The organism is Tabrizicola flagellatus (genome assembly GCF_046295235.1).
In the GTDB taxonomy this organism is placed as follows: domain Bacteria; phylum Pseudomonadota; class Alphaproteobacteria; order Rhodobacterales; family Rhodobacteraceae; genus Tabrizicola; species Tabrizicola flagellata_A.
The window spans coordinates 13,789-40,780 of sequence record NZ_JBKBLV010000004.1; the positions used below are offsets into that span (position 1 = coordinate 13,789).

Genomic DNA, 26,992 nt, shown 5'->3' on the forward strand with positions numbered 1-26,992 from the left:
TTTCCAAGATTCCGGGCCGATTTCTGGAAAGAAATCGGCGCCCTATTCCATCGTCGCGATCAGGGCGCGCAGCGTCTCGATCCCTTCGCCCTTCTCGGAACTCGTCACTACGATCTCGGGGTAGGCCGCCGGGTGCTTGCCCAGCGCGCCCTTCACCTGCTCGATCACCGCCGCGCGTTCGCTGCGGTTGATCTTGTCCACCTTGGTCAGCACCGCCTGGAAGGTCACCGCGCTGCGGTCCAGAAGCGTCAGGATCTCTTCGTCCACCGCCTTGACCCCGTGCCGCGCGTCGATCAGCACGAAGGCCCGGCGCAGCGTGGCCCGGCCCGACAGATACTGCTTCAGAAGCGCCTGCCACTTGGCGACGATGGCAACGGGCGCCTCGGCGAAGCCATAGCCGGGCAGGTCCACCAGATAGCGCGACTCGCCCAGGGCGAAATAGTTGATCTCCTGCGTCCGCCCCGGCGTGTTCGAGGCCCGCGCCAGCGTCTTGCGGCCGGTCAGGGCGTTGATCAGGCTGGATTTCCCGACGTTCGAGCGCCCGGCGAAGCAGACCTCCAGACGGTCGGCCGGGGGCAGGCCGGACATGGCGACCACGCCCTTGACGAAGGTGACGGGCCCGGCGAACAAGAGCCGACCAGCCTCGCGCGCGAGCTCCTCGGGTTCGGGGGCGAGGGTGAAGGTCATCGTCATGCGCGCACCTCGTCGCCAACCGTTAGCCGGCCGCCTGCGATCACCCGCGCGAAGACCCCGAAATCGGTATGGCCGTAGCCCGCTTCCAGTGCGCCCATCGTGTCGGCGTCCTGCGCGCCCGTCTCGGGGTTCGCGCCGGTCGCCCGGCAGCGGCCGATTGGTTCCTCGATACGCAGGCGCGCCGCGCCGATCGCGATTTCCTGCCCGACGAGGTCAAGCTCGGCCCAGGGCGCCCAGCCCTCGACCCAGATGTTGCCGCGGAAGCGGTGGGGCGAGAGCGGAACGCCCATCCGGGCGGACAGGTCGGCCAGCGAGGCGGTGGAATTGATCGAGACCAGCGGCTGGTTCTGGTCGGTCAGGGCCTGGCCCGGCACGCGGATCACCCGGGCGGGTTCGGGGCGTGTCCCGGGCCAGAGCGGGCGGAGCCAGTCGATCAGCCGCGCGGCATCGGCGGGGTCGTCGGGTCGGAAGCTTTCGGTCGGGCGGCGGGGGTGGCTGAGGGTCACCTCGCCCCGGTCGAAGTCCGAGGTGCAGGCGACCGCCATCAGCTCGGCCGACCCCCATCCGCGCAGGAACTGGAGCTTCGGCGCCCAGGTCGGCGGCTCGGTCAGCCGGGCAGCGGCATGGGCCACGGCCCAGACGCGGTCGAAGGGAAATGCCGCGCCGGGCGCCAGCACGGCCTCGCCGACCGGCTCGTAGCCCGCGGACTTGATCGGGTGGCGCACCAGAAGGGCGACGCGCCCGCCCGCCGTCGTCCCGGTCACTTCTTGCCCTTCTTCGGCTGCGGCGCCGGCGGGGTCGCAGCCTTGGCCTTCGCCTCGACGCGCGCCGCCTTGGCGGACCGGATGTTGCCGAAGATGTCCGGCCGTTTCCCGTGGCTCCACATGATCAGGTATTGCTGCACGAAGGTGATCGTGTTGTTGGTGATCCAGTAAACCACCAGTCCGCTGGCAAATCCGCCCAGCATGAACATGAACACCCAGGGCATCCAGGCGAAGATCGAGGCCTGCACCGGATCGGTCGGTGCCGGGTTCAGCTTCTGTTGCAGCCACATGGTGATGCCGAGAATGAGCGGCAGAACGCCGATGAAGATCAGGTGCAACAGCGACCCGGTCGGCGGCGCATCCCAGGGCAGCAGGCCGAAGAGGTTGAACAGCGAGGACGGATCGGGCGCCGACAGGTCCTTGAGCCAGCCGAAGAAGGGTGCGTGGCGCAGCTCGATGGTGACGAAGATCACCTTGTAGAGCGCGAAGAAGATCGGGATCTGGATCAGGATCGGCAGACAGCCCGCCGCCGGGTTCACCTTCTTGTCCTTGTAAAGCTGCATCATCTCGCGTTGCAGCTTCTGCTTGTCCTCGCCCGCGCGTTCCTTCAGCGCCTCCATCTCGGGCTGAAGTTCCTTCATCCGCGCCATCGAGACATAGGACTTGTAGGCCAGGGGCAGCACCAGGAACTTAAGGAAGAAGGTCAGCGCGATGATCGCCCAGCCCATGTTGCCGATCTGCGCGTTCAGCCAGTGCAGGACGGCGAAGATCGGCTTCGTCAGGAAATAGAACCAGCCCCAGTCGATCGAATCGAGGAAGCCCGGGATGCCGCCTTCACGTTCGTAGGCCCGGATCGTGGCCCATTCCTTCGCCCCGGCGAAAAGGCGCATCGACGTGGTCGCCGTCGCCCCGGGGGCCAGCGACACGACAGGTTCGCGGACTTCGGCCTGGTAGATTCCGGCATTCGGGACATATTTCAGCACCGACTTGAACGGCTTGCCCTGTTCGGGGATCAGCGTCGTCATCCAGTAATGGTCGGTAAAGCCGATCCAGCCGTCGGTAGTCGCCTCGGTCACCATGGCCGGCAGGCCGCCCTCGCGCGGGTCCGGGTCCAGTTCGGTTATGTCGGCATAGTCGGTCTCGGTGCGGATCCCGTCCTCGCGCTGGATCGCGCCCTCGTGCACCACGAAGATGTTCTGCAACCTGGGCAGCCCGTGCCGGGCGATGATGCCGTAGGGCTGCAACGCAACGGCGGCACCCGAGCCGTTCTCGACCGTGTCCGTCACGGTGAACATGAAATCGTCGTCCACCGCGATCTCGCGGCGGAAGGTCAGGCCCTTGCCGTTGTCCCAGCGCAGCACGACCGGCGCTGAAGAGGTCAGCGAGGCGTTGCCCTCGACCGTCCAGATCGTGGTGGCGTCCGGCACCTCGCCGGCCTGAAGCCCGGTTCCCGGCAGCCAGCCGAAGACCGAATAATAGGCTAGGTCCTCGCCCACAGGGGCCAGAAGCCGCACCGTCGGCGAGGTCGGGGACAGGTCCTCGCGGTAGGTCTTGAGCGACAGGTCGTCGATCCGGCCGCCGCGCAGCGACAGCGAGCCCGACAGCTTGGCCGAGTCGATGGCGACGCGCGGCGCTTCGGGTGCGGGGGTCGTCTCGGTCTGCACGGTGGCGTCCGGAGCGGGCGTCGTCGGGGCCGCGACATCGCCCGTCACGCCGGTAGCGGTTTCGGTCGGGGCGGTCACCGGCGGCTCGGGCGGGGGGAACAGGACGAACCAGACGATCATGACCGCCGCGCTCAGAACCATCGCCAGGATCAGGTTCTTGTTGTTCTGCTCTTCCATCTGCCCGCCACCATGCCGATCTTCGGATCAGCGGTGCTTCAACGACAGGCCCGGGCAAAGGTCAAGCAGTTTCGCCCCGCAGGGCGAGCCAGGGCGATCACTTCTGGGCGTTTGCAGGCTGGCAGGGCCGGGCGCCTCAGCCCTTGCGCTCCAGCCGGTAGCTGCCCTCGGGCAGGTTCAGCGCCGCGGCCAGATCGCGCAGCTGCGTCATCGACAGGGTGATGCGCAGCACTTCGTCGGTCTGCGGATCGGCCTGTTCGACCGTGACGCAATCCTCGAAGGCATTGATGACCACATCCTCCATCAGGGGCAGATCGCCGCCCTCGTCAACCAGGGTGATCACGGTGGCGTCGAATTCGTGCTCGATGGTGAACATGGGCCAAGGCTATCCGCGGCGCGTCGCTTCGGCAACGGCAAAGGCAATGGCGTCATGACACCTCTGTGAGGCGGCCTTTCCCTTTCCCGGCGATTTGCCTACTCTGCGTGGACTTCGCCGAGGTTCCCGATGCGTCTCCTGAAGATCTGCGCGCTGCCGCTTGCCCTTGCCCTGGCGCTGGGCGGATGCGTCATGCCCGCACCGGGACCCGTGCCGTCTCCGGTCGTGGCTCCCGTGACGATCGTCCCGACCCAGCCGCCCCGCGCCGCGGCCGAAACCTTCCTGTCGGTCGTGGCCCGGGTCGAGCCGGTGGCCGAAAGCTACTGCAGCAGCCGTAGGGTCGCGCGGAACTGCGATTTCCGCATCGTAGTCGATGACCGGCCAGGACAGCCGCCGAATGCCTTCCAGACGCTCGACCGCACCGGCCGCCCGGTGATCGGCTTCACGCTCGCGCTGATCGCCGATGCCCGCAACGCCGACGAACTGGCCTTCGTCCTGGGGCACGAGGCCGCGCACCACATCGCCGGGCACATCCCCAAGCGCCAGGACCAGGCCATGTCCGGTGCGATCCTCGCCGGGGTCCTGGCCCAGGCCAGCGGCCTGTCGCCCGACGAGATCCGCGCCGCGCAGAACATCGGGGCCGAGGTGGCCGCCCGCAGCTACAGCCGCGAGTTCGAGCTGGAAGCCGATGCGCTGGGCGCAGAGATCGCCCTGGTTGCCGGCTATGACCCGGTGCGCGGCTCGGGTTTCTTCGACCGCCTGCCCGATCCCGGAGACAAGTTCCTCGGCAGCCACCCGCCGAATGCGCAGCGCAAGGCCGAGGTGGCCGCGACCGTCCGGCGCCTCCGGGGCTATTGATCTGCGTCAAGGCGACCAGCCCGCCGTCCCGGCAGCATGGCTATGTTGCTTTAGGAGGGTCGGACGATGATCGGTTATCCCGAGGCCCCGAGGGCTTGGTGGCTTACCCGCGGGATGGCAAGGATTTCGGGCGTCAACCTGCCGCGCGCGGTGGTGGAGGGCTGGCTGCAACGCTCGGAACTGGAGGACTTCATCGCCCGCTGCGCTGCCTGCGACAGGGCGGCGGAATGCGAAAGCTGGCTCAGCGTCTCGGGCGCGGCACGCAGGATGCCGGACTTCTGTCCGAACAAGGCCGGGATCGAGGCGCTGGGCTAGGCGCCAGCTGTGTGAAACTGGCCGCTCTGCGCCTGGTGCGGATGCGGCAGGGGGGCGGCGGCCATCCCCTCTGGCCCGCCGCCCCTTCTTTCCGTATGACGCCGGAATGATCGTGCTGGATGACCTGATCCGCGACCGCGGCTCGCGCTACGCCGCCTCGGCCGGCGCGGTGCGCAGCCGGGCCGAGATCGAAGCCTTTCTCGCCACGCTCCGCCTCCGCCGCAAGTTCGACAAGGCCACCCATCACAGCTGGGCCGCGATCCTGTCCGACGGCGGCCCGCTGAAGAACGACGACGGCGAGGCCGGGGCCGGGGCGGTGATCCTGAAGATGCCGGAACGCGAGGGCGTGCCGGATCGCATCGTGGTGGTGACGCGCTGGTATGGCGGCGTGAACCTCGGCGGCGACCGCTTTGCCCATATCGTCACTTGTACCCGCGCGGCGCTGGCGGCGCTGCGCTCGGGCCTCGACGCACCCCGGCCCCGCGGTTAGGTTTTCCCTTGGGGCAGGGGGAGGACGGGATGCGCGAGATGCTACAGGCTGAGGCCAGGCGGCTTGCAAACACGGTGATCTGGTCCTGGGACGGCTTCCGCGCCGCCTGGGCCACGGAAAAGACCCTGCGGCAATGGACGCTTGCGAACGTGCTGTCCGCCGCTCTGGCCTTTGCGGTGGACCTGAGCCCGGGCGAGCGCGGCCTGATCCTGGCGCTGGGGCTGCTGATCCTGGCGGCGGAACTGATCAACACCGCGATCGAGGAAGTGGTGGATATGATCGCGCCCGGGCCGGACCCGAGGGCGAAGAAGGCCAAGGACTGCGGCTCGGCCTGCGTGGCGCTGGCGGCCATCGCGGCGGGGGTGGCCTGGGTCGTGGTGCTGGTGGGGTAGCGGCGCCGTCGCTGCCGGCGCAGATGCGCGCGGTAAGGGGCCGGAGCGAGGATCCGCGCATGGAGCAGGTCCCACTCCTCGGCCTGGCCGAGACCCTCGAACCGGATCGGCAATCCCAGAGACCCGGCGCGGCGGCGACACGCCTCGATCCCGAACCGGCAGACGGGGCAGTCCTGATTGTAGAGGATACGGGTTTCCCCGGTTTCGGGCCGGGACTTGGCCCTGCGGGACGCATCTCCAGAGGTTGCGACGGCCGGTCACGCATCAGGGTCGGGCGACCGGCCGGAGGTCAGAGGGACTTGTGCGATCCGTCGCACATCGGGGCCCTGGCCGTCTGCTTGCAGCCGCAGAAGAACACCGTGCGCGAGGTATCGGCCGTCCATTTCACCGGCGACAGGCCGGTATCCTTGTGGCTGCCGTCGCAGAACGGCTGCTTTGCCGATCTGCCGCAGGCACACCAGAAATAGGACTTGCCTTCCTCGACCTCGACCTTGAAGGGGGTCGTGGCGGCGACAATCGGGCTGTTGGACATCCGGCGCTCCTGCAACATCTTCCTGCCCTGCAAGATGGGCCGGGCTTCCGGCCTGTCAACGGGGCTGGAGCCGACGGCCCCACAGGTCGTAGTCGCCGGCCTCGTCCACCTCGACCTCGACGATGTCGCCCGGAGCCAGACCCTCGAAGCCCTCGTCGATGAACAGGTTCCCGTCGATCTCGGGCGCGTCGGCCATGGTGCGGCAGGTGGCGCCCTCGTCGTCCACCTCGTCCACGATCACGGATAGCACTTTTCCAACCTTCGCGGCCAGTTTCGCCGCCGAAATGCCCTGGGCCTTTTCCATGAAGCGATCAAAGCGGTCCTGCTTGACCTCGGGGGGCACATGGTCGGGCAAGTCGTTCGACCGCGCCCCCTTGACGTTCTCGTACTGAAAGCAGCCAACCCGGTCGAGCTGCGCCTCGTCCAGCCAGTCCAGCAGCGTCTGAAACTCTTCCTCGGTCTCGCCCGGATAGCCCACGATGAAGGTGGACCGCAGCGTCAGGTCGGGGCAGATGGCGCGCCAGGCGGCGATCTCGTCCAGCGTCCGCGCCGCCGCCGCCGGGCGGGCCATGCGTTTCAGCGTCTCGGGATGAGCGTGCTGGAAGGGGATGTCGAGGTAGGGCAGCACCAGGCCCTCGGCCATCAGCGGGATCAGCTCGCGCACATGGGGGTAGGGATAGACGTAGTGAAGCCGCACCCAGGCGCCGAGCTTGCCCATCGCGCGCGCGAGGTCAGTGATGTGCGCGCGCACCTCGCCGCCCTTCCACGGCGAAAGGTCGTGCTTGCGGTCCACTCCGTAGGCCGAAGTGTCCTGGCTGATGACCAGAAGCTCCTTCACCCCCGCCTCGACCAGCTTTTCCGCCTCGCGCAGCACGGCATGGGCCGGGCGGCTGACCAGGCGCCCGCGCATGTCGGGGATGATGCAGAAGCGGCACTTGTGATTGCAGCCTTCCGAAATCTTCAGATAGCTGTAATGCCGCGGCGTGAGCTTCACGCCCGAGGCCGGCAGGAGGTCGATGAACGGGTCCGGCGCCGGCGGCACCGCGCCATGGACGGCATCCAGCACCGCCTCGTACTGGTGCGGGCCGGTCACGGCGAGAACCTTCGGATGTGCCCCGGTGATGTATTCGGGCTCCGCCCCCAGACAGCCGGTCACGATCACCCGGCCGTTTTCCTGCAGGGCCTCGCCGATCGCTTCCAGGCTTTCCGCCTTGGCGCTGTCGAGGAAGCCGCAGGTGTTCACGATTACCGCGTCGGCGCCCTTGTAGTCGGGGCTGATCGCATAGCCCTCGGCCCTGAGGCGCGTCAGGATCCGTTCGCTGTCCACCAACGCCTTGGGACAACCGAGGCTGACCATGCCGATGGTCGGCTGGCCCTCTCGGCGGGTGTCCGGGACAAGCGCGCGGGCAAGATCGGGGCGAAGGATGGGCGGGTTCTGCGACATCCTCCCGCCTATAGCGTGCCAGGGAGCGCCGGAAAAGCCCAAGCTCTTCCGTCACCTCTCGGCCATTTGATGCCAGTCCGTGCCCCCACGCTTGGCAAGACCGCGCGCAGGGCCCTAAACTTCGACAAAACAAGAAAATCCGAGGAGCTGGGCATGCGCTGGGTCATCCGTGTCGGGGTCAGTCTCGCCGTCCTGGTGCTGCTGGCGCTCGGCCTTCTGGCCATGGTCCCCTCGGAGCGGATCGCGCAGGCGGTGTCGTCCCAGTTCGAGGCGATGACTGGCCGCAAGTTGCAGATCGCGGGCGAGATCAGCCCCCGGCTCTGGCCGACTCTCGGGGTCACGGCCGGGGCGGTGAGCGTCGCCAACGCCGACTGGGCCGAAGGCGACCAGCCCCTGTTCCGGGCCGAAAGCCTGTCGATCGACGTGAACCTCGGCGCGCTGATGGGGGGCGAGGTGAAGATCCTCGGCCTCAAGGCCGAACGCCCCGAGATCAACCTGGAACGCGCCAAGGACGGAAGGGCTAACTGGACCTTCGCCGCCGCGGTGGCGGAGGGCGGCGGCGTCGGCGCCGTGCCGCCCGCAGCGACCGGCTTCACCCTTGACGACGGCGCGATCAGCGGCGGCACTATCCGCCTTGACGACCGGCAGTCCGGCCGCTCCATCGCGCTGGACGAGGTGGATGCGCGGCTCAGGATCCCCGATTTCTCCGGTCCGTTCACCCTGACCGCGACGGCGCTGTCGGGGGGGCAGCAGGTGGCGCTGGACCTGACGGGCGAGGCGTTTTCGGCCTTTGCCATGGGGCGGGTGGTCCCGCTCAGGGCAAATCTCTTTGCCGGGGGCAGCAAGCTGGGCTTCGAGGGGCGCGGCGGCTATGCCCCGCCAGCCGCGGAAGGCGCGCTGACGGCGGATCTCGCGGATCTGCCCGCGCTGGGCAGGCTGTTCGGATCGGAGCTCTCGCGCCCCGGCCCCGGGCTGGGACAGGACCGGCTTCAGGCCAGTGGGCAGCTGACGCTGGACGGCAGCGGCGCGGCCTTCCTGCGCGGGGCGACGCTGGTGGCGGACGGGAACGAGCTGAAGGGCGATCTCGACCTTCTGCCCGGCGAGGCGCGGCCGAAGCTGAAGGCGCAGCTGACCGCCGGGCCCATCGCGATCGGCACCGGATCCGGCGACGATACTGGCGGCGGCAGCGCAGGGGGCATGCAGGCCGAGGGCTGGCCGGACAGCCCCATCGACGTGAGCGCGCTGGGCGCGATGGATGCCGAGGTGGCGCTGGCCGCGCCTTCGGTCGATCTGGGCGTGCTGAAGGCGGGTCCGACCCGGCTGATGATCACCGTGGACCGTGCCCGCGCCGTGTTCGACATCCGCGAGATGCAGGCCTATGGCGGGCAGGTCTCGGGCGATTTCGTCGTGAACGGCCGCGGCGGCCTGTCGGTCGGCGGACGGCTGAAACTGGCGGGGATGCAGACCCAGCCCCTGTTCACCGACCTTGCCGGCTGGGACCGGCTGATCTCGACCGGCGATCTGGAGCTGGAGTTCCTCGGCGTCGGCAATTCGATCGACGCGATCATGAAGAGCCTGAAAGGCAAGGGAGCGGTCGAGCTGGGCCGTGGCGAGCTGCGCGGGCTTGACATCGCGGGCATGCTGCGGACGCTGGATGCAGGCTATGTCGGCGAGGGGCAGAAGACGATCTTCGACGGACTTGCAGGCACCTTCGCCATGGAGGGCGGGGTGCTGTCGAACAGCGACCTGAAGCTGGTCGCGCCCTATCTGACCGCCTCCGGCTCCGGCCGCATTGGTCTGGGCGAGCGGACACTCGACTACCGGCTGCGGCCGACGGCGCTGGCGGCCGAGGACGGGACGGGCGGGGTCATGGTGCCCCTGCTCGTCACCGGCCCCTGGGCCCAGCCGCGCTTCCGGCTGGATCTGGAGTCGATCGCGCGCGAGAAGATGGAGGCCGAAGCCAAGGCTGCGGCCGAGCGGCTGGCGGCCGAGGCCAAGGCCGCCGAAGCCGCCGCAAAGGCGGAACTGGAGCGGCGGCTGCGAGAGGAACTCGGCGTCGAGGTCGCCCCGGATGAATCGCTCGAGGACGCGGCGAAGCGGGGGGCGACCAAGGCGCTGGAGGACCAGGCGCGCCGGGCACTGGAAGAGATCCTCGGCGGCAACTGAAGCCCGCCCGGCGCGGATTGTGCCGGGCACAAGTTTTGATCAAAACCCTGTTGAAGCCGCGCCCGACCCGTGCTGAGACTGCATGGGATGCGCGGGCGGAGGGGTGCGGATGCGGGTCTTCATCAACGGGTTCGGGCGGATCGGGCGGTCGGTGCTGCGGGCCTTTCTGCAGACCCCGGACCGCTGGCCGGGGCTGGAGATCGTCGGGATCAACGACATCGCCGCGCCCGAGATGTGCGCCTGGCTGTTCGAGTACGACTCGGTCTTCGGCCCCTGGCGCGGCTCGGTCGCGCTGGAGGGCGGCGCGCTGGTGGTGGACGGGCGGGCGATCCCTCTCGGCCGGACGGCGGACCTGTCCAGCCTGGACCTGTCGGGGGTGGACCTGGTGATGGAATGCACCGGCCGGGCCGAGGCGCGCGAGGTGGCCGAGCGGGGGCTGCGGGCGGGGGCGGGGCGGGTGCTGATCTCGGGGCCCTCGGCGGCGGCGGATGTGACGGTGGTGCTGGGGGCGAACGAGGGGGTGCTGGCGGGGCAGCGGATCGTCTCGAACGCCTCGTGCACCACGAATGCCTTGGCGCCTCTGGCGCGGCTGATCCATGAACGCTGGGGGATCGTGACGGGGTCGATGACCACCGTCCACTGCTACACCGGCAGCCAGCCAACCGTGGATGCCCCGGCGGCCGATTATGCGCGCAGCCGGGCGGCGGCCCTGTCGATGGTGCCGACGACGACCTCGGCCGCACGGCTTCTGGACCGGGTGCTGCCCGACCTCGCCGGCCGGATCGTCGCGCAGGCGGTGCGGGTGCCGGTAGCCTCGGTCTCCTGCGTGGACTTCCACCTGGTGACGGAGGCCCGCCCCTCGGTCGAAGAGGTGAACGCGGCCTTCCGCGCGGCTGGCGGGGTGATCGGGTCAACCGACCGGCCGCTGGTGTCCACCGACCTGCGGGCGCGGCCGGAGTCGGTGGTCATGGCCTGCCCGGAGACGAAGGTGACGCCGGGGGGCATGCTGCGGGTATTCGGCTGGTATGACAACGAATGGGGCTTTTCCAACCGGATGCTGGACATGGCCCTGAAGATGGGCTGACTGTCCACGGTGGACATTTCCGGATTCTGACGTGATCCCGGACACTTGGCCGTGGGCGTTAGGGATCTGGAAAGGATGTTCCGCGCCCTCTGCGGCGGCTCGTCGTGCGCCTTCGGCTTCTCCTCGCGCGGGACGGGGCCGACGAGGAGACGCAGTCGAGCGAGGAGGCGGGTCAGAGGGATTTCGTGAACAGGATCCACTCGCGCGCATCGACCGCCCAGTCTTCCTTGACGACAGGGCGACGGGCCACCTCGGCAAAGCCCCTGGCGCGGTATAGGCGCAGCGCGTCAAGGTGAGTGTCCTCGGCGATCAGGCTGATCGTCGTCCGGCCCGCCGCCCGCGTCACCGCCTCGGCCTTGGCGAGCAGGGCGGACCCCAGTCCCTTGCCGCGATGTTCGGGGTAGGTTGCCAGCACGTTCAGATACCAGGAGCCGGGGGCCATGTTCTCGAGCTCGATCAGCGGGACGAAGAGCGGCTGGGTGTCGGGAGCGATGGGCTCGGGTTCCAGCGCGGCGGGATAGCCGAGGAGACAGGCCGCGACCTCGCCCTCCACCTCGGCCAGCCAGGCGTTGCGGTAGGAGAAATTCCCCGTCTCGCGCGCGGCGCGTTCCCGGCCCAGGGCCAGCGGGTCGCCGTCGGGGCCGACGGATTTCTTCCAGAAATGCAGCGGCAGGTCGTCGGCGGCCATGTTGATGAAGCGGACCAGATGGTCGGCGTCCGAAGCGCGCGCGTCACGGATCAGCATGGAAGGCTCTCCCTGGTGGTGTCGGTCCGGGTGAAGCAGACCGCAGCCCGGCCTGCAAGGCGGAAAAGCGGCGTCAGGGTGCGCGCCGGCGCGCTCGAAGCAGCCGAAAGGCCAGGGGGGCCAGCACGATCACCAGCAGGATCCGCGCCACATGGTGCAGCGCCACGAAGGCCACGTCGGCGTGGATGGCCAGCGCGATCAGCCCCATTTCGGTCAGCCCGCCCGGCGCGAGCGCCAGAAGCGCCTGGTCGGGCGCGATCCCCGCCACCCGCCCCATGGCGAGCCCGGCCAGCAGCGCCAGCCCCAGGGTCAGGAGCGTCGCCCCCAATGCCAGCGCCGCGGCGGGGGCGACGGTGCCGGAGCTGATCCCGAGGAAGCGGCAGCCGAGGACGGTGCCCAGGAGCACCTGCGCCACGGTGACGAGAAGGCCCGGCGGGGCGCTTTCGGTGAGGCCGGTCAGGTGCAGGGCCGCCGAAAGCACCAGCGGGCCGAGGAAATCCGGCGCGGGAATCCGCAGCCGGCGCCCCAGAAGGCTGCCGATCACCGCCGAGCAGAGGAGGAGAAGCGCGTCGAGCCAGGTCAAGGCGCCTGCGCCGGCCGTCATGCCTGTCCCGACCGTCTGGCCCTGGACGAGGCGGAACCAGGACGCGATCAGCGCGATGGTCAGCACGATCCGCAGGCTGTGGGCGAGGATGATCGGCGCGGGCCGGGCGCCGTTGGCCTCGCCCAGCTCGATCATTTCGGTCAGGCCGCCGGGCATCCCGGCGAAATAGGCGGTGACCCAGTCGAAGCGACCGGCGAAGCGGTAGAAGGGCACCACGACCGCCGCGACCATGGCGCCATAGATCCCGAGGATGGCCAGCGTCCCCGCCCAGGCGCCGGCCTGGTCGAGGATCTCGGGCGTGAAGCGCGACCCGAGCAGGACGCCGATGACCGCGACCACGGCGGGGCGCAGCCGGTTCGGCCCGAGGATCGGCGCCCTTGCCAGTGCCGCCGCCATCGTGGCGAAAAGCGCCCCCAGCATCCATGGCAGCGGCAGGTGCAGCGCGTAGAAGAGCGCGCCGCCGGCCGCTCCGATGGCGAGGGCGAGGCAATGGCGGGCAAGGGGCGGCATCGAAGGGGTGTCCGTGAAGGTCGCGGACCTGCGCCGCCGGTGCGGCGATCCTTGGCGAAGGCGGCGGGAATGTCCACAGCCCGCGACGGGGCGGACTTGCCAGGGCGCGGGTGGGGCCCTACCAAGGGGCGAAGCCAGGGAGAAAGACCATGACCGACACCGTTTTCCGCCTGCCCGCCCCCGGCCCCGAGCCGATGGTCACCGACCTGGAAGGCTGGGTGAAGACCGAGGGCGCGCCTTCGATGAAGACCTGGGTCCAGCACACTTCGGCCGATGGCAGCGTGATCAGCGGCACCTGGGAGGCGACGGTGGGCAGCTGGCATGCGACCTACAAGTTCTACGAATTCGTCCACCTGATCGAGGGGCAGATCACCATCACCCCGGACGGCGGCGCACCCGTGACGTTGCGGCCGGGCGACGCCTTCGTGGTGGAGCCCACCTTCAAGGGGACCTGGAAGATCGAGGCCCCGGTGCGGAAGCATTTCTGCATCAAGCTGAAATAGGTTCAGTCCAGACCGTCGTCGGGGATGTTCAGCACCGTGCCGCAGGCCTTGCAGTGCACGGCGTCGTGGTCGTGCCGGCGCAGGCCGCAGACCGGGCAGGGGAAATGCGCCTTGGGCGGGCGCAGCACCACCTGCACCAGGCGCAGGAAGAGGCTGATGCCGACGATCATGATGACGACCGACAGGAGGCGCCCCGAGGCTCCGACCAGGGTGATGTCGCCGAAGCCGGTGGTCGAAAGCGTGGTCACGGTGAAGTAGAGCGCATCGACATAGTTGCGGATGTCGGGATTGATCCTCTGCTGGGTCTGGTAAACCAGCGAGGTCATCGCGAACAGGAAGATGGTCAGGTTCAGCGCGGCGCGGATCGTGGTCTCGCCGCGCCGGAAGCCGGGGATGTCGTCGCGCAGCTGGTCCAGCGTCTGCGGCGAGTGGAACACGCGATACAGGCGCAGCACGCGCAGGAAGGCCAGCCCCTCGCCCCAGACCGGGAACAGGAGCGACAGGATCACCAGGATGTCTGCCAGACCCCAGAGGCTGAGGATCTCGCGCCGGGGGCGGCTGGCGATCCAGAGCCGGGCGAGGAGGTCGGCGAGGAACACCAGCCCGATGGCGATGTCGATGCCGGTATGCCAGGGACTGCGGGTGAAGAAGGACGAGGCGACGAGCCAGGTCACGGTCAGGAGGTCGAAGCCGAGGAGGAGATAGCGGAAGCGGTCGGCGGTGGCTCCGCTGCCTTCGTAAAGCGCGCGAAGGCGGGTCCTGAGCGTCCTTGTCGGCATCTTCCCGGCGGTCCTTTGGCGGTGTTGCGGACCACAGTAGCGGCAGGCGCGGGGCCTGTCAGGGGGAAAGGGCCGGGGTGCGTGCCCCGGCCCGTTCGGTCAGTGGTCGGCCATCGCGGCGGCGGCCTTGATCTCGTCGGTGGCATCCTTCGTGCCGTTGAAGAAGGCGTTCAGGATGACCGCCGTCACCGAGGCGAGCAGGATGCCGCTTTCGATCAGCGGGTGCAGGTCGTGCGGCATCCACTGCTTGAAGTTGGGTGCCACGAGCGGGATCATCCCCATGCCGAGCGAGACCGCGACGATGAACAGGTTGTTGCGGTTGGTGGCGAAGTTCACCCCCGACAGGATGCGGATGCCGGTGGCGGCGACCATGCCGAACATGACGAGGCCGGCTCCGCCGAGGACGATGGTCGGGACGGATTCGACCAGCGCGCCCATCTTCGGCACGAGGCCGAGGACGATCAGGATGATCCCCCCCCGCGACGCAGACGAAGCGCGAGCGCACGCCGGTCACGCCGACGAGGCCCACGTTCTGCGAGAAGGAGGTGTAGGGGAAGGTGTTGAAGATCCCTCCGATCAGCGTGCCGAGACCATCCGTGCGCAGGCCCGAGGAGAGCATCGGCTGCGTGACGGGCTTGCCGGTCATGTCTCCCAGCGCGAGGAACATGCCGGTGGATTCGATCATGACGACGATCATGACCAGGGTCATGGTGACGATCATCACTGGCTCGAAGGTCGGCATCCCGAAGTGGAAGGGCGTGATCAGACCGAACCAGGCGGCGTCGCCGACCTTGTCGAAGGTCATCTTGCCCAGGGCCACGGCGATGATGGCGCCGATGATGATGCCCAGCAGCACCGAGATGTTGCAGAGGAACCCTTTGGCGAAGCGGGCGATCAGCAGGATCGAGATCAGCACCACGGCCGAGACGGCGACATTGCCCAAGGGCGCATAGGCCGGGTTCATCATCGTGGGCGCGGGGGCGAACCTGGCGGGCAGGTCCGCGATGCCGGTCACGGTTCCGGCGGCGGCGCCTTCGGTCACGGCTTTCAGCCAGTCGGCATGGGCGGGATCGACGATCATCGGCGCGGTCGGTCCGACCGGGTTGCCGAAGATCCAGTTGATCCCGATGCGCATGAGGCTCACGCCGATCACCAGGATGATCGTGCCGGTCACCACCGGCGGGAAGAAGCGGAGCATGCGGGAGACAAGGGGGGCGATCAGGATCGAGATCAGGCCGGCGGCAATGATCGCGCCGAAGATCGCGCGGGCGCCTTCGGGCCCGGGGTTTGCGTTGGCCATGGCGACCATCGGACCCACGGCGGCAAAGGTCACGCCCATCATGACGGGCAGCTTGATCCCGAACCACTGGGTGGCACCAAGGCTCTGGATCAGGGTGACGAGGCCGCAGACGAAGAGGTCGGCCGAGATCAGGAAGGCCACGTCGGCGGGTTCGAGCTTGAGCGCGCGGCCGACGATGAGGGGCACGGCGACGGCGCCGGCATACATGACAAGGACGTGCTGGAGGCCGAGGGTGAAGAGCTTCGGCGGCGGCAGCATCTCGTCCACTGGGTGGACCTGTGGGGTCATCTGCTTCGTTCCTTTCCCTTGGGGCGTTTATCTTCGCGCCGTCTTCGCACTGCCCCACGGGTGCGATCCGGTTAGGCGGCCCCGTTCAGGGGGCCAGGACCGTCCAGGGTTGGCTGTAACGGTATTCTTCGAGGTTCGGCGTCGGGCCGATCCGGTCCACCACCGCAAAGATGCCGGGCCCGGACAAGGGCGTCAGCACGCCGTGCCAGGTGCCCCGGTGCAGGTTGATGCCCTGCGCGCCATTCGTGAGGAAGGCGCGCGGTTCTGCCTGCGGATCGGGCGCGACGATGACGAGGAAAGGGTGTTCCGACATCGGGATGAAGGCCTGCGAACCCTCGGGGTGGCGCTCGATCAGGTCGAAGCGGTAGGGCAGGGCGCGGGGCTCGGCCTGGAAGATCGAGATGCCGGCGCGACCTTCGGGCCCGAAGTCGAGGCGCGCGCGGTCGTGGTGGCGGCGGCACAGGCCGGCGTTGATCAGGCGGAAGTCGCCGGTGGCCTCGAGCAGGTCGCCGAAGGGGGCGAAGGCTTCGGCCGTGAGCGGGGCGGCGGTGAGGGGTCTCATCCGCGCCTCCTCGTGCGGCTTCGCCTTCTCGTCGCGGGGGCGCGCCGTTGCCAGGAGTGCCGAAGGCGCAGGCGGGCCGCGGTCATCGCGCGGGCCCGAAGGCGCCGGGGCCGCGCAGTTTCGCGTGGCGGTTCACGTCCTTGTAGAGGAGATAGCGGAAGCGCCCCGGTCCGGCGGCGTAGCAGGCCTGCGGGCAGTAGGCGCGTAGCCACATGAAATCGCCGGCCTCGACCTCGACCCAGTCGCGGTTGAGCTTGTAGACCGCCTTGCCTTCGAGGACATAGAGCCCGTGTTCCATGACATGGGTTTCCTCGAAGGGGATGACCCCGCCGGGCTGGAAGGTGACGATGTTGACATGGGCGTCGTGGCGCAGGTCGTCGGGTTCGACGAAGCGGGTGGTGCCCCAGCGGTCCTGCGTGTCGGGCATCCAGCGGATCGGCACGTCGCGTTCGTTGATGACGATCGGCTCGGGCAGGGGGATGCCGGGGGCGGGTTCGTAAAGCTTGCGCAGCCAGTGGAAGGTCGCCGGCCGCGTCCCCTCGGCGAGAAGCGTCCAGGGGGTGCCGGGCGGGATGTAGGCGTAGGAGCCTTGCTCCATCTCGTAGCCGGTGCCGCCGATGGTGAGCGTGGCCAGGCCGCCGGTGAAGAACAGCCAGTGTTGCGCGCCCGCCTCGAGATCCGGCGCGTCGGAGCCGCCGCCGGGGGCCACCTCCATCACATACTGGCTGAAGGTCTCGGCAAACCCCGACATGGGGCGCGCGATGAGCCAGAGGCGGGACTTCGTCCAGCCGGGCAGGCAGCTGGTGACGATGTCGGAGAAGCAGCCCCTGGGGATGAAGGCATAGGCCTCGGTGAAGACGGCCCGCTGGGTCATCAGCGCTGTCTGGGGGGGCAGGCCCCCGGGCGGGGCGTAGTAGGAGCCGGTCATGGCAGCTGGTCCTTCAGGCGAAGCTCTGCGATCCGTTCCACCTGGGCGCAGGCGGTGGCGAATTCGGTCGGCGTGTCGTTCCGGATGCGGGTTTCGAAGGCCGCGAGGATCGAGGCCTTGGTGTTGTCGCGGACGGCGATGATGAAGGGGAAGCCGTGCTTTGCGACATACTCTTCGTTCAGCCGCTGGAAGCGGCTTCGCTCATCGTCGGTGAGCGCGTCGAGGGCGGCGCTGGCCTGTTCGGCGGTGCTTTCGGGCGTGAGCCGTTTCGCGGCGGCCAGTTTGCCCGCGAGGTCGGGATGCGCGCGCAGGACGCCAAGGCGTTCCTCGGCAGAGGCCGAGCGGAAGATGCGGGCCAGCGCGTTGTGCAACCCCGCCGCGCTGTCATGCGCGGGACCGAGTTCCAGGTCGAAGGCGCGGTCGGCGATCCAGGGGGAATGTTCGAAAATGGAACCGAAGCGTTCCACGAACCGCTCGCGCGTCATCTGGCTTGGACGCTCGAACCGCTTGTGGGGATGGGTCTTTCGCCAATGCTCGGCAATGTCGATCCGGCGCGGGAACCAGACGCCCGTGTGGGATTTCGCATAGTCGAGGAACCTCTTCAGCCCGGCGATCTTGCCGGGGCGGCCGATCAGGCGGCAGTGCAGGCCGATCGAGAACATCTTGGCCGCACCGGCCTCGCCCTCGGCATAGAGGGTGTCGAAGCTGTCCTTCAGATACAGGAAGAACTGTTCGCCCGTGATGTAGCCCGGCGCCGTGGCGAAGCGCATGTCGTTGGCTTCCAGCGTGTAGGGGATCACCAGCTGGTCATGGTCGCCGAACTCGCGCCAATAGGGCAGGTCGTCGTCGTAGGTGTCGGAGATCCAGGCGAGCCGCCGGGTTTCGGCGGTCAGCCGCACCGTGTTCATCGAGCAGCGCCCCGTGTACCAGCCCTGCGGGGGGGCGCCCACCACTTCCTCGTGCAGACGGAAGCTTTCGGCGATCTGGGCGGCTTCCTCGGCCTCGGTCATGTCGCGGTGATCGACCCATTTCAACCCGTGGGAGGCGATCTCCCACCCCGCGGCCTTCATCGCGGCGACCTGTTCGGGGTTGCGCGCCAGCGCCGAGGTCACGCCATAGACGGTGACGGGAATGTCCATGCCGGTGAACAGGCGGTGCAGCCGCCAGAAGCCGGCCCGGGCGCCGTAGTCGTAGATCGATTCCATGTTCCAGTGCCGCTGCCCCGGCCAGGGCTGGGCGCCGGCGATGTCGGAGAGGAAGGCCTCGGACTGGGCGTCGCCGTGCAGCAGGCAGTTCTCGCCGCCCTCTTCGTAGTTCAGCACGAGGGACACGGCGATCTTCGCCCCGCCCGGCCAGCGGGCATCGGGGGGATTGGGACCATGGCCACGGAAATCTCGGGGGTAGCGGTTCACGGATGCTCTCCTTTCCGGCGAGACTAGGCGAGATTGGCGGAAGATATTTTCAGGATTTCACGAAAGGTCATATGCCGGGACCGCCGGGTCGCGGCGGGGCGGGTTTCGTGCTTTGATGCGGCGGTGACCGAGGGAGAACGATCATGGGGCGACTTTCGACGCATGTGCTGGACACGGCAAAGGGCAGGCCGGCGGCCGGGGTCAGGATCATGCTGTACCGGATTTCCGGGCAGGGCCACCGGAAGGTGAAGGAGGTCGTGACCAATGCCGACGGGCGCACCGACGGGCCGATGCTGGAGGGCGCGGCGCTGGAGGCGGGGGTCTACGAGCTGGTCTTCTGCGCCGGCGACTATCTGCGGGCCAGCGGGCAGGCGGGCGAAGGCGTTCTTTTCCTTGACGAAATCCCGATCCGGTTCGGCGTGCCGGACGCCGAGCAGCATTACCATGTGCCGCTCCTGATCTCTCCCTTTGGCTATTCGACCTACCGGGGGTCCTAGGCGGCGGACCTCTTGCCCCGAAAAGGTCGTGAAAGCGTCACTTGCGGTTTGCGCCCGACCCGCATTATCTGGCGACAGATTTTTTCGGCTTGAGGAGAACCGCATGTTTCGGATGAGAAGTTTTGCAGCAGCCCCTGTCATTGCCACCCTGCTTGGCGGCACCGCCCATGCCGCGCTGACCGCGGACCAGGTCTGGCAGTCCTGGAAGGATGCCGGTGCGCTGGTCGGCCTGACGGTTTCCGCCGCGACCGAGAACACCTCGGGCGGCGTGCTGACGCTGAACGGCGTGACGATCGCGCCCGAGGGGATGAGCGGACTGACGATCTCGGACATGGTGCTCACCGAACAGTCGGACGGGTCGGTAACCATCGCCCCCGGCGCCGACATCGGCATCACGATGACCGGCGACGCCGAGGGTTCGGTCAAGGTGACCCACGACGGGTTGACCCTGACCGCGCGCGAGGCGGACGGAGGGCTTGCCTACGACTATGCGGCTGCCAGGCTGGACGTGGCCTACGACAGCACCTATCCGGGCATGTCCTTCGACGGCAGCGAGGCACCGAAGGTCACTGCCTCGGGCGATTTCGGGTTCACCAACCTGGCCGGCACCTATTCCGACACCCCCGGCACCAACCGGACCTTCGGATTGGCCATCAAGGCGGACGAGCTGGCCTACACCACCCAATCGGACGATCCGGGGCTGGAACTGAAGCAGACCTCGACCAGCACCACCCAGGACATCGACCTGTCGCTGAGCTTTGCCCTGCCCACGACCATCGCGCTGGCCGCGATGCAGTCGCCGGCCGATTTCGGCACCGCGCTGAACGAGGGGTTGAGCGTCAGCCTTGCCATGACGCAAGGTGAATCGGCGGGGACGATGAAGCAGGAAAGCCCCTACATGCCGATGGACCTGACGATGAAGGCCGGCGGCGGCGAGGGGTCGGCGCTGTTCAACAAGGACACCTTCTCGGTCAAGTCCTCGGCCAGCGGGCTGGACATCGAATCCGCTCCGGGTGCGATGCCGGTGCCGGTCAAGGTGGTCTCGGGCCCGATGGAATTCGCGATGACCTCGCCGGTGATTGCGAACGAGACGGCGGGCGACTATGGCCTGGTGCTGAAGCTCAGTCAGTTCAGCTTGAACGAGGAGGCCTGGGCGCTGTTCGACCCCAATGGCGCGCTGAAGCGGGATGCGGCGGACATCGCCATCGACATCTCGGGCAAGACCAAGATGGACGTCCCGGCGATGATCGCCGCGGACGAGGCCGGTGGGCCTCCGGTGGTGCCGCAGCCGGAAAGCCTGAACATCACCGAACTGGGCTTGAAGGTGGCGGGCGCGGCGCTGGCGGCGACCGGGGCCTTCACCTTCGACAACTCGATGGGCATGCCGATGCCGTTGGGCGAGGCGAATGTCTCGGTCACCGGGGCGAACGCGCTGATCGACGGGCTGATCGCGACGGGCCTGATCACGGATCAGGACGCGATGGGCGCGCGGATGATGATGGGGATGTTCATGATCCCCGGTGCCAACCCGGACGAGTTGACCTCGAAGATCGAGGCCAAGGAAGGGATGCAGATCCTGGTGAACGGCCAGCCGCTGCCGATGTAAGGCGGGGCTTTCGGATCAAGGGGGCGGGGCTTCGGTCCCGCCTTTTTGTCTTGGTGCGGCTCACAGCGCACCCTACCCGGTGGCGCGGCGCAGGTCGTCGCGGATCTGCCCGGCCATGAAGTCGGTGAATAGCTGCACCTTGGGGTCCTTGAGCCTTCGGTGCTGGCTGAGCGCGGACAGCTGGATCGGCAGCGGCGGTGTCTCGGTCGCGACGGGGACGAGGCGCCCCTCGCGCAGGTGCTCGGCCACCTCGAACACGGGTTTCAGCACGATCCCGCGCCCGTCCAGCGCCCAGCCGGTCAGCACGTCGCCGTCATCCGATTCGAATGGCCCGGTGATCTCGAACCGGCGGGGGCCCTCGGGGGTTTGCAGGGTCCACTGGAATTCCTTGGCGCCGGGATAGCGAAGGTTCAGGCAGTCGTGCCGGTCGGCGACCAGCGCCGCGCCATCGGCGGGCAGGCCTCGGCGGGCGACATAGGCGGGCGAGGCGCAGAGGATGCGCGGGCAGTCGGCGATGGTGCGGACCTTGAGCGTGGAGTCCTCCAGAAGCCCCAGGTGAAAGGCCACGTCGATGCCCTCGGCCACCACGTCCACCCCCCTGTCCGACAGCCGCAGCCGCACGTCGATCTGGGGGTAGAGGTCCTTGAATACCGGCACCCTGGGCGCGATCAGCCGCCGGCCGATCCCCAGCGGCGCCGCGATGAAGATGGTGCCTCGCGGGTTCTGCGTCACATCCATCACCGCGGATTCGGCGTCGTCGATGGCCTCGAGCACGCGGCGCGCCCCGTCATAGAAGATGCGGCCGTTCTCGGTCGGTTGCAGGCTGCGCGTGGTGCGGCTGAACAGCCGGACGCCGAGGTGCTTCTCCAGTTCCGAGATCCGGGACGAGGCGACGGCGGGCGAGGTGCGCTGATCGCGGGCAGCGGCCGACATGCTGCCCAGTTCATAGACGCGGACGAACATGCGGATGTTGTTGACGTAGGACATTCTTCGTCCCCGCTTGAAAGTGATCCGGGCTTTCGATGGATTAACAGAAAGGTGCCACGAGGTATAGCGTTTCGCAAAACCGGGAGGGACGGGCGATGTATGACTGGGTCGTTCTGTGGGAATGGGTCGAGATCGCGGCCCGCTGGCTGCATGTGATCACGGCCATCGCCTGGATCGGGTCGAGTTTCTATTTCATCGCGCTGGACCTTGGCCTGCACCGGGACCGCAACCTGGCAAGCGGCGCGGATGGCGAGGAGTGGCAGGTCCACGGGGGCGGGTTCTACCACATCCAGAAATACCTCGTGGCGCCTGCGGCGATGCCCGATCACCTCGTCTGGTTCAAATGGGAAAGCTATGCGACCTGGCTGTCTGGCTTCGCCATGCTGGTGCTGGTCTATTACCTGGGCGCCGAGCTGTTCCTGATCGACCCCACGGTGATGGAGCTGTCGGTCTGGCAGGCCGTCGCCATCTCCATCGCCTCGCTGGCCTTCGGCTGGGTGGTCTACAACACGCTGTGCAAGGTCTTCGTCAACGCCGACCAGAACCTTCTGATGGTGGCGCTGTTCGTGGTGCTGGTAGGGATGAGCTGGTTCTACACCCAGGTCTTCAGCGGCCGGGCGGCGATGCTGCACCTGGGGGCCTTCACCGCCAGCATCATGACCGGGAACGTCTTCTTTATCATCATGCCCAATCAGCGCGTGGTGGTGGCGGACCTCAAGGCGGGCCGCAAGCCGGACCCGAAATACGGCAAGATCGCCAAGCAGCGGTCCACCCACAACAACTACCTGACCCTGCCGGTCATCTTCCTTATGCTGTCGAACCACTACCCGCTGGTCTTTGCCACCGAGTACAACTGGATCATCGCGAGTCTCGTCTTCCTGATGGGCGTGACGATCCGGCACTGGTTCAACACCCGGCATGCGCGGAAGGGCAATCCGCACTGGACCTGGGGGGTGACGGCGGTCCTGTTCCTGGTGATCGCCTGGCTCTCCACCGCGCCGATGCGCACGGCCGAGGGCGAGGCGAAGCTGGAGGGCGCGGCGCTGGTCTATGCCTCAAGCCCCGGCTTCGAGGAGGTGGTGGGGATCGTGCAGGGCCGTTGCAGCATGTGCCACGCGGCCGAGCCGGGCTGGGAAGGGCTTCACTGGCCGCCGAAGGGCGTGGTGCTGGAGACCGAGGCCCAGATCGCGCACGAGGCCCGGCGGATCTACCTGCAGGCCGGCATCACCCACGCGATGCCGCCGGGCAACCTGAGCTACATGGAGCCCGAGGAACGGGCGGCGATCGTGGAGTGGTTCCGCAAGGCAGGGACGCAGGACCCGATCTGAGCGGCAAATTCCTTCGAAGGACTTTGCGTCAGCCCTCGGTCCTGTCCGGGCTTTCCCGGTCCTTCGGATACTGCCGCAGGCCCGGAAATCCGGGCAGCCAGTCCTCGCGCCGGATGGTCCAGAGTTCATAGGTCGGGCGGAAACGCGAGGGTTCGTCCAGGCTGCCGAGGTTGATGCCGATCTCGTCACCGATATGGGCATAGACCTGCGAGCCGCAGGTCGGGCAGAAGCTGCGGTCGCGGTAGTGACGGGCCTCGCCGGTGATGGTCACGGCGGTTTCGGGGTAGATCGCGGAGGCGTGGAACAGGGCGCCTTGGCTCTTGCGGCAGGCCAGACAATGGCACAGGCCGACGCGCCATGGCTGGCCCCTTGCCATGAAGCGCAAGCCCCCGCAGAGGCAGCCGCCGGTGACCTGGTCTATCTTCCCTCTCCCCGCTCGTCGTTCGACTTCGTCGCTCCTCGCTGTGCCCCGCCGACGAGAAGCCGAAGGCGCACGAGGAGGGTTCAGTCGCCCAGTTTCGCGTGCACCTCGTCCAGATCGACCGGACCCTTCGGCATCTTGTTGGCCGGGTTCTCGAAGTCATAGCGGAACAGCTGGAAGTCGCGCTTGTAGATCTCCCACATCAGGTGCATCGAGAGATCGTCGAAATAGGCCTCGACCGGATGGGCGCGTTTCGGACCGTGGCCTTCGCTTTCGTTGAAGCGGGGGATTGCGGCCAGGTCGATGGGGTGGCGCGTCTCGATGTTGTCCAGCACCACCTGCATCCCGGCGTTGAACGCCTCGGTGAAGAAGATGTGGTTGTAGCGCCCGCCGTTGACGATGAAGGTCGAGATGTGCCCCGACATGGCCGACCAGTGGATGTCGGGCTCCATCGGCTTCTTCCAGCGGATCGTGTCGCGCGCGAAAAGAAGGAACCGGCGGAAGCTGGCGATCTGGTCGAAGTCCTGCTTGCCGTCCTCGCCGCCCACCTCGATCCCGTATTTCTGGATCAGAAGCGGCACGAGATTGCCGCGGTAGCGCCGTCCATTGCGCTGGATGCCGCAGATCTTGTCGAAGAACGAGGACAGGATGCGGGTATAGGGATTGCGCACGCAGGTGAAGGCATAGACCTGGCGCCCGCGCACCGCGCGTTCGATGGCGGGCTGGCTGTGGTCCTGCGCCCATTTGTGCAGGCCGGTGGTCGCATCGTGGATATCGCCGTCGAAGAACTGGCCATGGTCCGAGTAATACATGATCTGCCCGATGGTCGAGCAGGCGCATTTCGGCACCACCCGGTAGACGACGCTTTCGCTTTCCGTCATCCATGTTCCGGGAAAACCCATTAACAATCTTCCTTCTTCCGCCAATGTCGCGGAGCGAAGCCTGCACCGCGATTACGGCAGTCAAGCAGACATATTCGGGCTTTTCAAGGAAGCACCGGGCGGTCTAACCAGTCAGGACCACGCTTATCCGGGCACAATCCCAGGACCGATGACCCAGATCGCCTTCATCCTGCTGAGCCACAAGGACCCCGAGGGGATCATCGCCCAGACCCTGCGTCTGACGGCAGCCGGCGATTGCGTGGCGATCCATTTCGACGCGCGGTCGTCGCAGGACGACTATGTCCGCATCCGCGCGGCCCTGGCCGGGAACCCCCGCGTGACCTTTGCCTGCCGCCGCATCCGCTGCGGCTGGGGGGAATGGAGCCTGGTCGCCGCCACGCTGTCGGCCGTCGAGGCCGCGCTGCAGGATTTTCCCGGCGCCACGCATCTTTACATGCTGTCGGGCGACTGCATGCCGATCAAGACGGCGGAATATGTCCGGGCCTTCCTGGAACGCGAGGAAGCCGATTACATCGAAAGCTTCGACTTCTTCGGCTCGGACTGGATCAAGACCGGGCTCAAGGAGGAGCGGCTGGTCTACCGCCACTGGTTCAACGAACGCCAGCGCAAGTGGTGGTTCTACAAGTCGCTGGAGCTGCAGCAGAAATTCGGCCTGTCGCGCAAGATCCCCGAGGACCTGCAGATGCGCATCGGCAGCCAGTGGTGGTGCCTGCGTCGCCGCACGGTCGAGGCGGTGCTGGACTTCCTGAAGCGCCGCCCGGACATCCCGCGCTTCTTCTCCACCACCTGGATCCCGGACGAGACCTTCTTCCAGACCCTCGTCGCCCACCTGGTGCCCGACCGCGAGATCCGTTCGCGCCCGCTCACGTTCCTGATGTTCACCGACTACGGCATGCCAGTGACCTTCTACGACGACCATCACGACCTGCTGCTGGCGCAGGGTTATCTCTTCGCCCGCAAGATCAGCCCCGAGGCGAAGGCGCTGAAGGAAAGGCTCGGGGCGCTCTACTCCGAGACCGGGCGGCAGTTCGCGATCTCGGACGAGGGGCGGCGGCAGTTCGCCTATCTCACCTCGCGCGGGAGGGAGGGGCGGCGCTTTGCCCGGCGGTTCTGGGAGGTGGAGGCGAGCATCGGCCGCAACCGCACCCTGATGGTGGTGGCCTGCAAGAAATGGCATGTGGCCAAGCGGCTGGCCGACCGGGTGCAGGGCCTGACGGGCATCCCGGCGGTGCATTACCTGTTCAACGAACAGGCGACGCCGCTGCCGGACCTGGGCGGCATCGAGACCACGATGGAAAAGCGCATGCGCCATCGCCGGGCGCTGGTCAGGATGCTGTTCGAGCACTGGCAGACCGACCGGCTGCTGCTCTGCGTCGATCCGGGCAGCATCGATCTGATCCAGGACTTCGCCCATGACCGGGCGCAGATGCGGCTTCTGGAGATCGACTGCCAGTTCAGCGACGACTACCTGGTCGGCCATGCCCGGCGGGTGGGGCTGGCCGGACCCGAGACACCGCTTTCGGCGATGGAGCAGCTGTTGCCGACCATCCGCTTCGACGTGAAGTTCGAAAGCGAAAGGCTGCGCGATCTGGATCTGGCGGGTCACAACCGGTTGCGTCAGACTGCCGGAGTGGCCGAGAATGCCGCGGTGCTGGCCGACTTCCTCGAGATCCCGGCCGAGACCGCGCGCGAGATAGCCGCGACCGATTATCTATTCGTGGATTGACCGACATGAGCTGGACCTATGACCCGACCAACATCTTCGCCCGCATCTTGCGCGGCGAGATCCCGAACAAGACGGTGATGGAAACGCCGCACACGCTGGTCTTTCACGACATCCATCCCCAGGCGCCGGTGCATGTGCTGGTGATCCCGAAGGGGGCCTATGTCAGCCTCGACCATTTCTCGGCCGAGGCGACCGAGGCCGAGATCGTCGATTTCCACCGCACGGTGGCCAAGGTCTGCGCGATCCTGGGGCTCTCGGGCGAGGAAGGGTTCCGTGCGATCGCCAATGCCGGGGCGAACGGGCACCAGGAGGTGCCGCATTACCACCTGCATATCCTGGGCGGGCGGCCGCTGGGCCGGATGCTGGAGCGCGTCTGATCGCGCAGGATCCGGGTCGCCCGGCGGGGCGTCGCGGGGCATCGTCCGGCCAGACACGGAGGATGCGATGCGATTTCTTGCGATCCCGACCGACCAGGTGCGGAAGTTTCAGGCTGGCGGTGCGGATGCCAATGGCCAGGTGCCGGAACGGAAACGGTCGGAGGGGGACGGCAATCCCTGCCGGCATTGCCTGCGGATGATCCCGGAGGGTGCCGGGATGCTGGTCCTCGCCTACCGGCCCTTCCCGGCGCCGCAGCCCTATGCCGAGGTGGGGCCGATCTTCCTGTGCGCCGAACCCTGCGCGGCCGGGGGCGGGGCGGGGCTGCCGGAGATGCTGGCCGCGCCCGACTACATCCTGCGGGGCTACGGGGACGACGACCGGATCGTCTATGGCACCGGGGGCGTGGTTGCGACCGCGGCGATACCGGCGCGGGCGGCGGAGCTTCTGGCGGATGCGCGGGTGGCCTATCTGCATGTCCGGTCGGCCCGGAACAATTGCTACCAGTGCCGGATCGAGCGCGCCTGACCTCGGGGTCCGGGCGGAGCGGCTGGCGCCGCAAGC

The 26,992-nt window shown here is 67.8% G+C and carries 29 protein-coding genes and 1 pseudogene; 13 read left to right on the plus strand and 17 right to left on the minus strand.

What is annotated here, in order from left to right:
- Positions 1–42 precede the first annotated feature (42 nt).
- The 4 genes from yihA to ACK4IU_RS02290 all read right to left on the minus strand — a co-directional run bounded on the left by yihA (position 43) and on the right by ACK4IU_RS02290 (position 3,674).
- The gene (yihA, locus tag ACK4IU_RS02275) at positions 43–693 is read right to left on the minus strand and encodes a ribosome biogenesis GTP-binding protein YihA/YsxC (RefSeq protein WP_409731203.1); all 651 of its coding nucleotides are present in this window, start codon (positions 691–693) and stop codon (positions 43–45) included.
- Positions 690–1,457 (minus strand): MOSC domain-containing protein, encoded by a 768-nt coding sequence (locus ACK4IU_RS02280; RefSeq protein ID WP_409731205.1) that lies wholly within the window; start codon positions 1,455–1,457, stop codon positions 690–692. The genes yihA and ACK4IU_RS02280 overlap by 4 nt, the downstream gene beginning before the upstream one ends.
- On the minus strand, positions 1,454–3,298 hold the full coding sequence (gene yidC, locus ACK4IU_RS02285) for a membrane protein insertase YidC (protein WP_409731207.1): 1,845 nt from the start codon (positions 3,296–3,298) through the stop codon (positions 1,454–1,456). Before yidC ends, ACK4IU_RS02280 begins: the two co-directional genes overlap by 4 nt.
- A gap of 136 nt (positions 3,299–3,434) precedes the next feature.
- On the minus strand, positions 3,435–3,674 hold the full coding sequence (locus tag ACK4IU_RS02290) for an aminopeptidase (protein WP_149587742.1): 240 nt from the start codon (positions 3,672–3,674) through the stop codon (positions 3,435–3,437).
- A gap of 129 nt (positions 3,675–3,803) precedes the next feature.
- Between ACK4IU_RS02290 and ACK4IU_RS02295 the strand changes: the two genes are divergently transcribed.
- The 4 genes from ACK4IU_RS02295 (at position 3,804) to ACK4IU_RS02310 (ending at position 5,729) form a co-directional block, all read left to right on the plus strand.
- Positions 3,804–4,532 (plus strand): M48 family metallopeptidase, encoded by a 729-nt coding sequence (locus tag ACK4IU_RS02295; protein WP_409731209.1) that lies wholly within the window; start codon positions 3,804–3,806, stop codon positions 4,530–4,532.
- A 66-nt stretch (positions 4,533–4,598) separates the two neighbouring features.
- A complete protein-coding gene (locus ACK4IU_RS02300; RefSeq protein ID WP_409731211.1) occupies positions 4,599–4,847 on the plus strand; it encodes a DUF6455 family protein in 249 nt (82 codons plus the stop codon).
- 106 nt (positions 4,848–4,953) lie between these two features.
- Positions 4,954–5,337 (plus strand): YigZ family protein, encoded by a 384-nt coding sequence (locus ACK4IU_RS02305; RefSeq protein ID WP_409731213.1) that lies wholly within the window; start codon positions 4,954–4,956, stop codon positions 5,335–5,337.
- Positions 5,338–5,366: 29 nt separating this feature from the next.
- A complete protein-coding gene (locus ACK4IU_RS02310; RefSeq protein WP_409731215.1) occupies positions 5,367–5,729 on the plus strand; it encodes a diacylglycerol kinase in 363 nt (120 codons plus the stop codon).
- Positions 5,730–6,018: 289 nt separating this feature from the next.
- On the opposite strand, the gene ACK4IU_RS02315 is transcribed toward ACK4IU_RS02310, so the two are convergent.
- A complete protein-coding gene (locus ACK4IU_RS02315; RefSeq protein ID WP_149587746.1) occupies positions 6,019–6,261 on the minus strand; it encodes a CDGSH iron-sulfur domain-containing protein in 243 nt (80 codons plus the stop codon).
- 55 nt (positions 6,262–6,316) lie between these two features.
- Positions 6,317–7,705, minus strand: a complete 1,389-nt coding sequence (rimO, locus tag ACK4IU_RS02320) for a 30S ribosomal protein S12 methylthiotransferase RimO (protein WP_409731217.1) — start codon at positions 7,703–7,705, stop codon at positions 6,317–6,319.
- 153 nt (positions 7,706–7,858) lie between these two features.
- Here rimO and ACK4IU_RS02325 point away from each other — a divergent pair, with 153 nt between their 5' ends.
- Both ACK4IU_RS02325 and ACK4IU_RS02330 read left to right on the plus strand, forming a co-directional pair.
- The gene (locus tag ACK4IU_RS02325) at positions 7,859–9,871 is read left to right on the plus strand and encodes an AsmA family protein (RefSeq protein WP_409731219.1); all 2,013 of its coding nucleotides are present in this window, start codon (positions 7,859–7,861) and stop codon (positions 9,869–9,871) included.
- 109 nt (positions 9,872–9,980) lie between these two features.
- Entirely contained in the window at positions 9,981–10,955 is a 975-nt protein-coding gene (locus ACK4IU_RS02330) for a type I glyceraldehyde-3-phosphate dehydrogenase (protein WP_409731221.1), read from the plus strand.
- Between the two features lie 172 nt (positions 10,956–11,127).
- On the opposite strand, the gene ACK4IU_RS02335 is transcribed toward ACK4IU_RS02330, so the two are convergent.
- The gene (locus ACK4IU_RS02335) at positions 11,128–11,700 is read right to left on the minus strand and encodes an N-acetyltransferase family protein (RefSeq protein ID WP_409731223.1); all 573 of its coding nucleotides are present in this window, start codon (positions 11,698–11,700) and stop codon (positions 11,128–11,130) included.
- 73 nt (positions 11,701–11,773) lie between these two features.
- On the minus strand, positions 11,774–12,814 hold the full coding sequence (locus ACK4IU_RS02340) for an AbrB family transcriptional regulator (protein ID WP_409731225.1): 1,041 nt from the start codon (positions 12,812–12,814) through the stop codon (positions 11,774–11,776).
- 149 nt (positions 12,815–12,963) lie between these two features.
- Here ACK4IU_RS02340 and ACK4IU_RS02345 point away from each other — a divergent pair, with 149 nt between their 5' ends.
- Positions 12,964–13,317, plus strand: coding sequence for a cupin domain-containing protein (locus ACK4IU_RS02345; RefSeq protein ID WP_409731227.1), 354 nt, complete (start codon positions 12,964–12,966; stop codon positions 13,315–13,317).
- A gap of 2 nt (positions 13,318–13,319) precedes the next feature.
- Here ACK4IU_RS02345 and ACK4IU_RS02350 read toward each other — a convergent pair whose 3' ends face one another.
- The 6 genes and pseudogenes from ACK4IU_RS02350 to puuE all read right to left on the minus strand — a co-directional run bounded on the left by ACK4IU_RS02350 (position 13,320) and on the right by puuE (position 18,586).
- Positions 13,320–14,096 (minus strand): potassium channel family protein, encoded by a 777-nt coding sequence (locus ACK4IU_RS02350; protein ID WP_409731229.1) that lies wholly within the window; start codon positions 14,094–14,096, stop codon positions 13,320–13,322.
- Between the two features lie 99 nt (positions 14,097–14,195).
- Entirely contained in the window at positions 14,196–14,534 is a 339-nt protein-coding gene (locus tag ACK4IU_RS02355) for a solute carrier family 23 protein (protein ID WP_409731439.1), read from the minus strand.
- Positions 14,535–14,631: 97 nt separating this feature from the next.
- Positions 14,632–15,684: pseudogene (locus tag ACK4IU_RS02360) on the minus strand (solute carrier family 23 protein); the annotation flags it as partial.
- 85 nt (positions 15,685–15,769) lie between these two features.
- Positions 15,770–16,246, minus strand: a complete 477-nt coding sequence (locus ACK4IU_RS02365) for an ureidoglycolate lyase (RefSeq protein WP_409731230.1) — start codon at positions 16,244–16,246, stop codon at positions 15,770–15,772.
- An 82-nt stretch (positions 16,247–16,328) separates the two neighbouring features.
- Complete coding sequence (locus ACK4IU_RS02370) at positions 16,329–17,174, minus strand: bifunctional allantoicase/(S)-ureidoglycine aminohydrolase (protein WP_409731232.1); 846 nt, start codon at positions 17,172–17,174, stop codon at positions 16,329–16,331.
- Complete coding sequence (puuE, locus tag ACK4IU_RS02375; RefSeq protein ID WP_409731234.1) at positions 17,171–18,586, minus strand: allantoinase PuuE; 1,416 nt, start codon at positions 18,584–18,586, stop codon at positions 17,171–17,173. The genes ACK4IU_RS02370 and puuE overlap by 4 nt, the downstream gene beginning before the upstream one ends.
- A 143-nt stretch (positions 18,587–18,729) precedes the next feature.
- On the opposite strand from puuE, the gene uraH reads away from it, so the two are divergent.
- Both uraH and ACK4IU_RS02385 read left to right on the plus strand, forming a co-directional pair.
- The gene (gene uraH, locus ACK4IU_RS02380; protein ID WP_409731236.1) at positions 18,730–19,083 is read left to right on the plus strand and encodes a hydroxyisourate hydrolase; all 354 of its coding nucleotides are present in this window, start codon (positions 18,730–18,732) and stop codon (positions 19,081–19,083) included.
- Between the two features lie 103 nt (positions 19,084–19,186).
- On the plus strand, positions 19,187–20,689 hold the full coding sequence (locus ACK4IU_RS02385) for a DUF2125 domain-containing protein (protein WP_409731238.1): 1,503 nt from the start codon (positions 19,187–19,189) through the stop codon (positions 20,687–20,689).
- A gap of 72 nt (positions 20,690–20,761) precedes the next feature.
- On the opposite strand, the gene ACK4IU_RS02390 is transcribed toward ACK4IU_RS02385, so the two are convergent.
- The gene (locus ACK4IU_RS02390; protein WP_409731240.1) at positions 20,762–21,676 is read right to left on the minus strand and encodes a LysR substrate-binding domain-containing protein; all 915 of its coding nucleotides are present in this window, start codon (positions 21,674–21,676) and stop codon (positions 20,762–20,764) included.
- A 95-nt stretch (positions 21,677–21,771) separates the two neighbouring features.
- On the opposite strand from ACK4IU_RS02390, the gene ACK4IU_RS02395 reads away from it, so the two are divergent.
- Positions 21,772–23,004: a urate hydroxylase PuuD gene (locus ACK4IU_RS02395; RefSeq protein ID WP_409731242.1), complete on the plus strand. Its 1,233-nt coding sequence runs from the start codon at positions 21,772–21,774 to the stop codon at positions 23,002–23,004.
- A gap of 28 nt (positions 23,005–23,032) precedes the next feature.
- Here the strand turns inward: ACK4IU_RS02395 and ACK4IU_RS02400 are convergent, their stop codons facing one another.
- Positions 23,033–23,425, minus strand: coding sequence for a GFA family protein (locus ACK4IU_RS02400; protein ID WP_409731442.1), 393 nt, complete (start codon positions 23,423–23,425; stop codon positions 23,033–23,035).
- An 83-nt stretch (positions 23,426–23,508) separates the two neighbouring features.
- Complete coding sequence (locus ACK4IU_RS02405; protein ID WP_409731244.1) at positions 23,509–24,327, minus strand: sulfotransferase family protein; 819 nt, start codon at positions 24,325–24,327, stop codon at positions 23,509–23,511.
- Between the two features lie 148 nt (positions 24,328–24,475).
- On the opposite strand from ACK4IU_RS02405, the gene ACK4IU_RS02410 reads away from it, so the two are divergent.
- The 3 genes from ACK4IU_RS02410 to ACK4IU_RS02420 all read left to right on the plus strand — a co-directional run bounded on the left by ACK4IU_RS02410 (position 24,476) and on the right by ACK4IU_RS02420 (position 26,956).
- Positions 24,476–26,053, plus strand: coding sequence for a DUF5928 domain-containing protein (locus ACK4IU_RS02410; protein ID WP_409731245.1), 1,578 nt, complete (start codon positions 24,476–24,478; stop codon positions 26,051–26,053).
- Between the two features lie 5 nt (positions 26,054–26,058).
- Entirely contained in the window at positions 26,059–26,430 is a 372-nt protein-coding gene (locus ACK4IU_RS02415) for an HIT domain-containing protein (RefSeq protein ID WP_409731246.1), read from the plus strand.
- Positions 26,431–26,497: 67 nt separating this feature from the next.
- Positions 26,498–26,956 carry a DUF1203 domain-containing protein gene (locus ACK4IU_RS02420; RefSeq protein ID WP_409731248.1) on the plus strand — a complete coding sequence of 153 codons (459 nt, stop codon included), beginning with the start codon at positions 26,498–26,500 and terminating at the stop codon, positions 26,954–26,956.
- Positions 26,957–26,992: the final 36 nt, after the last annotated feature.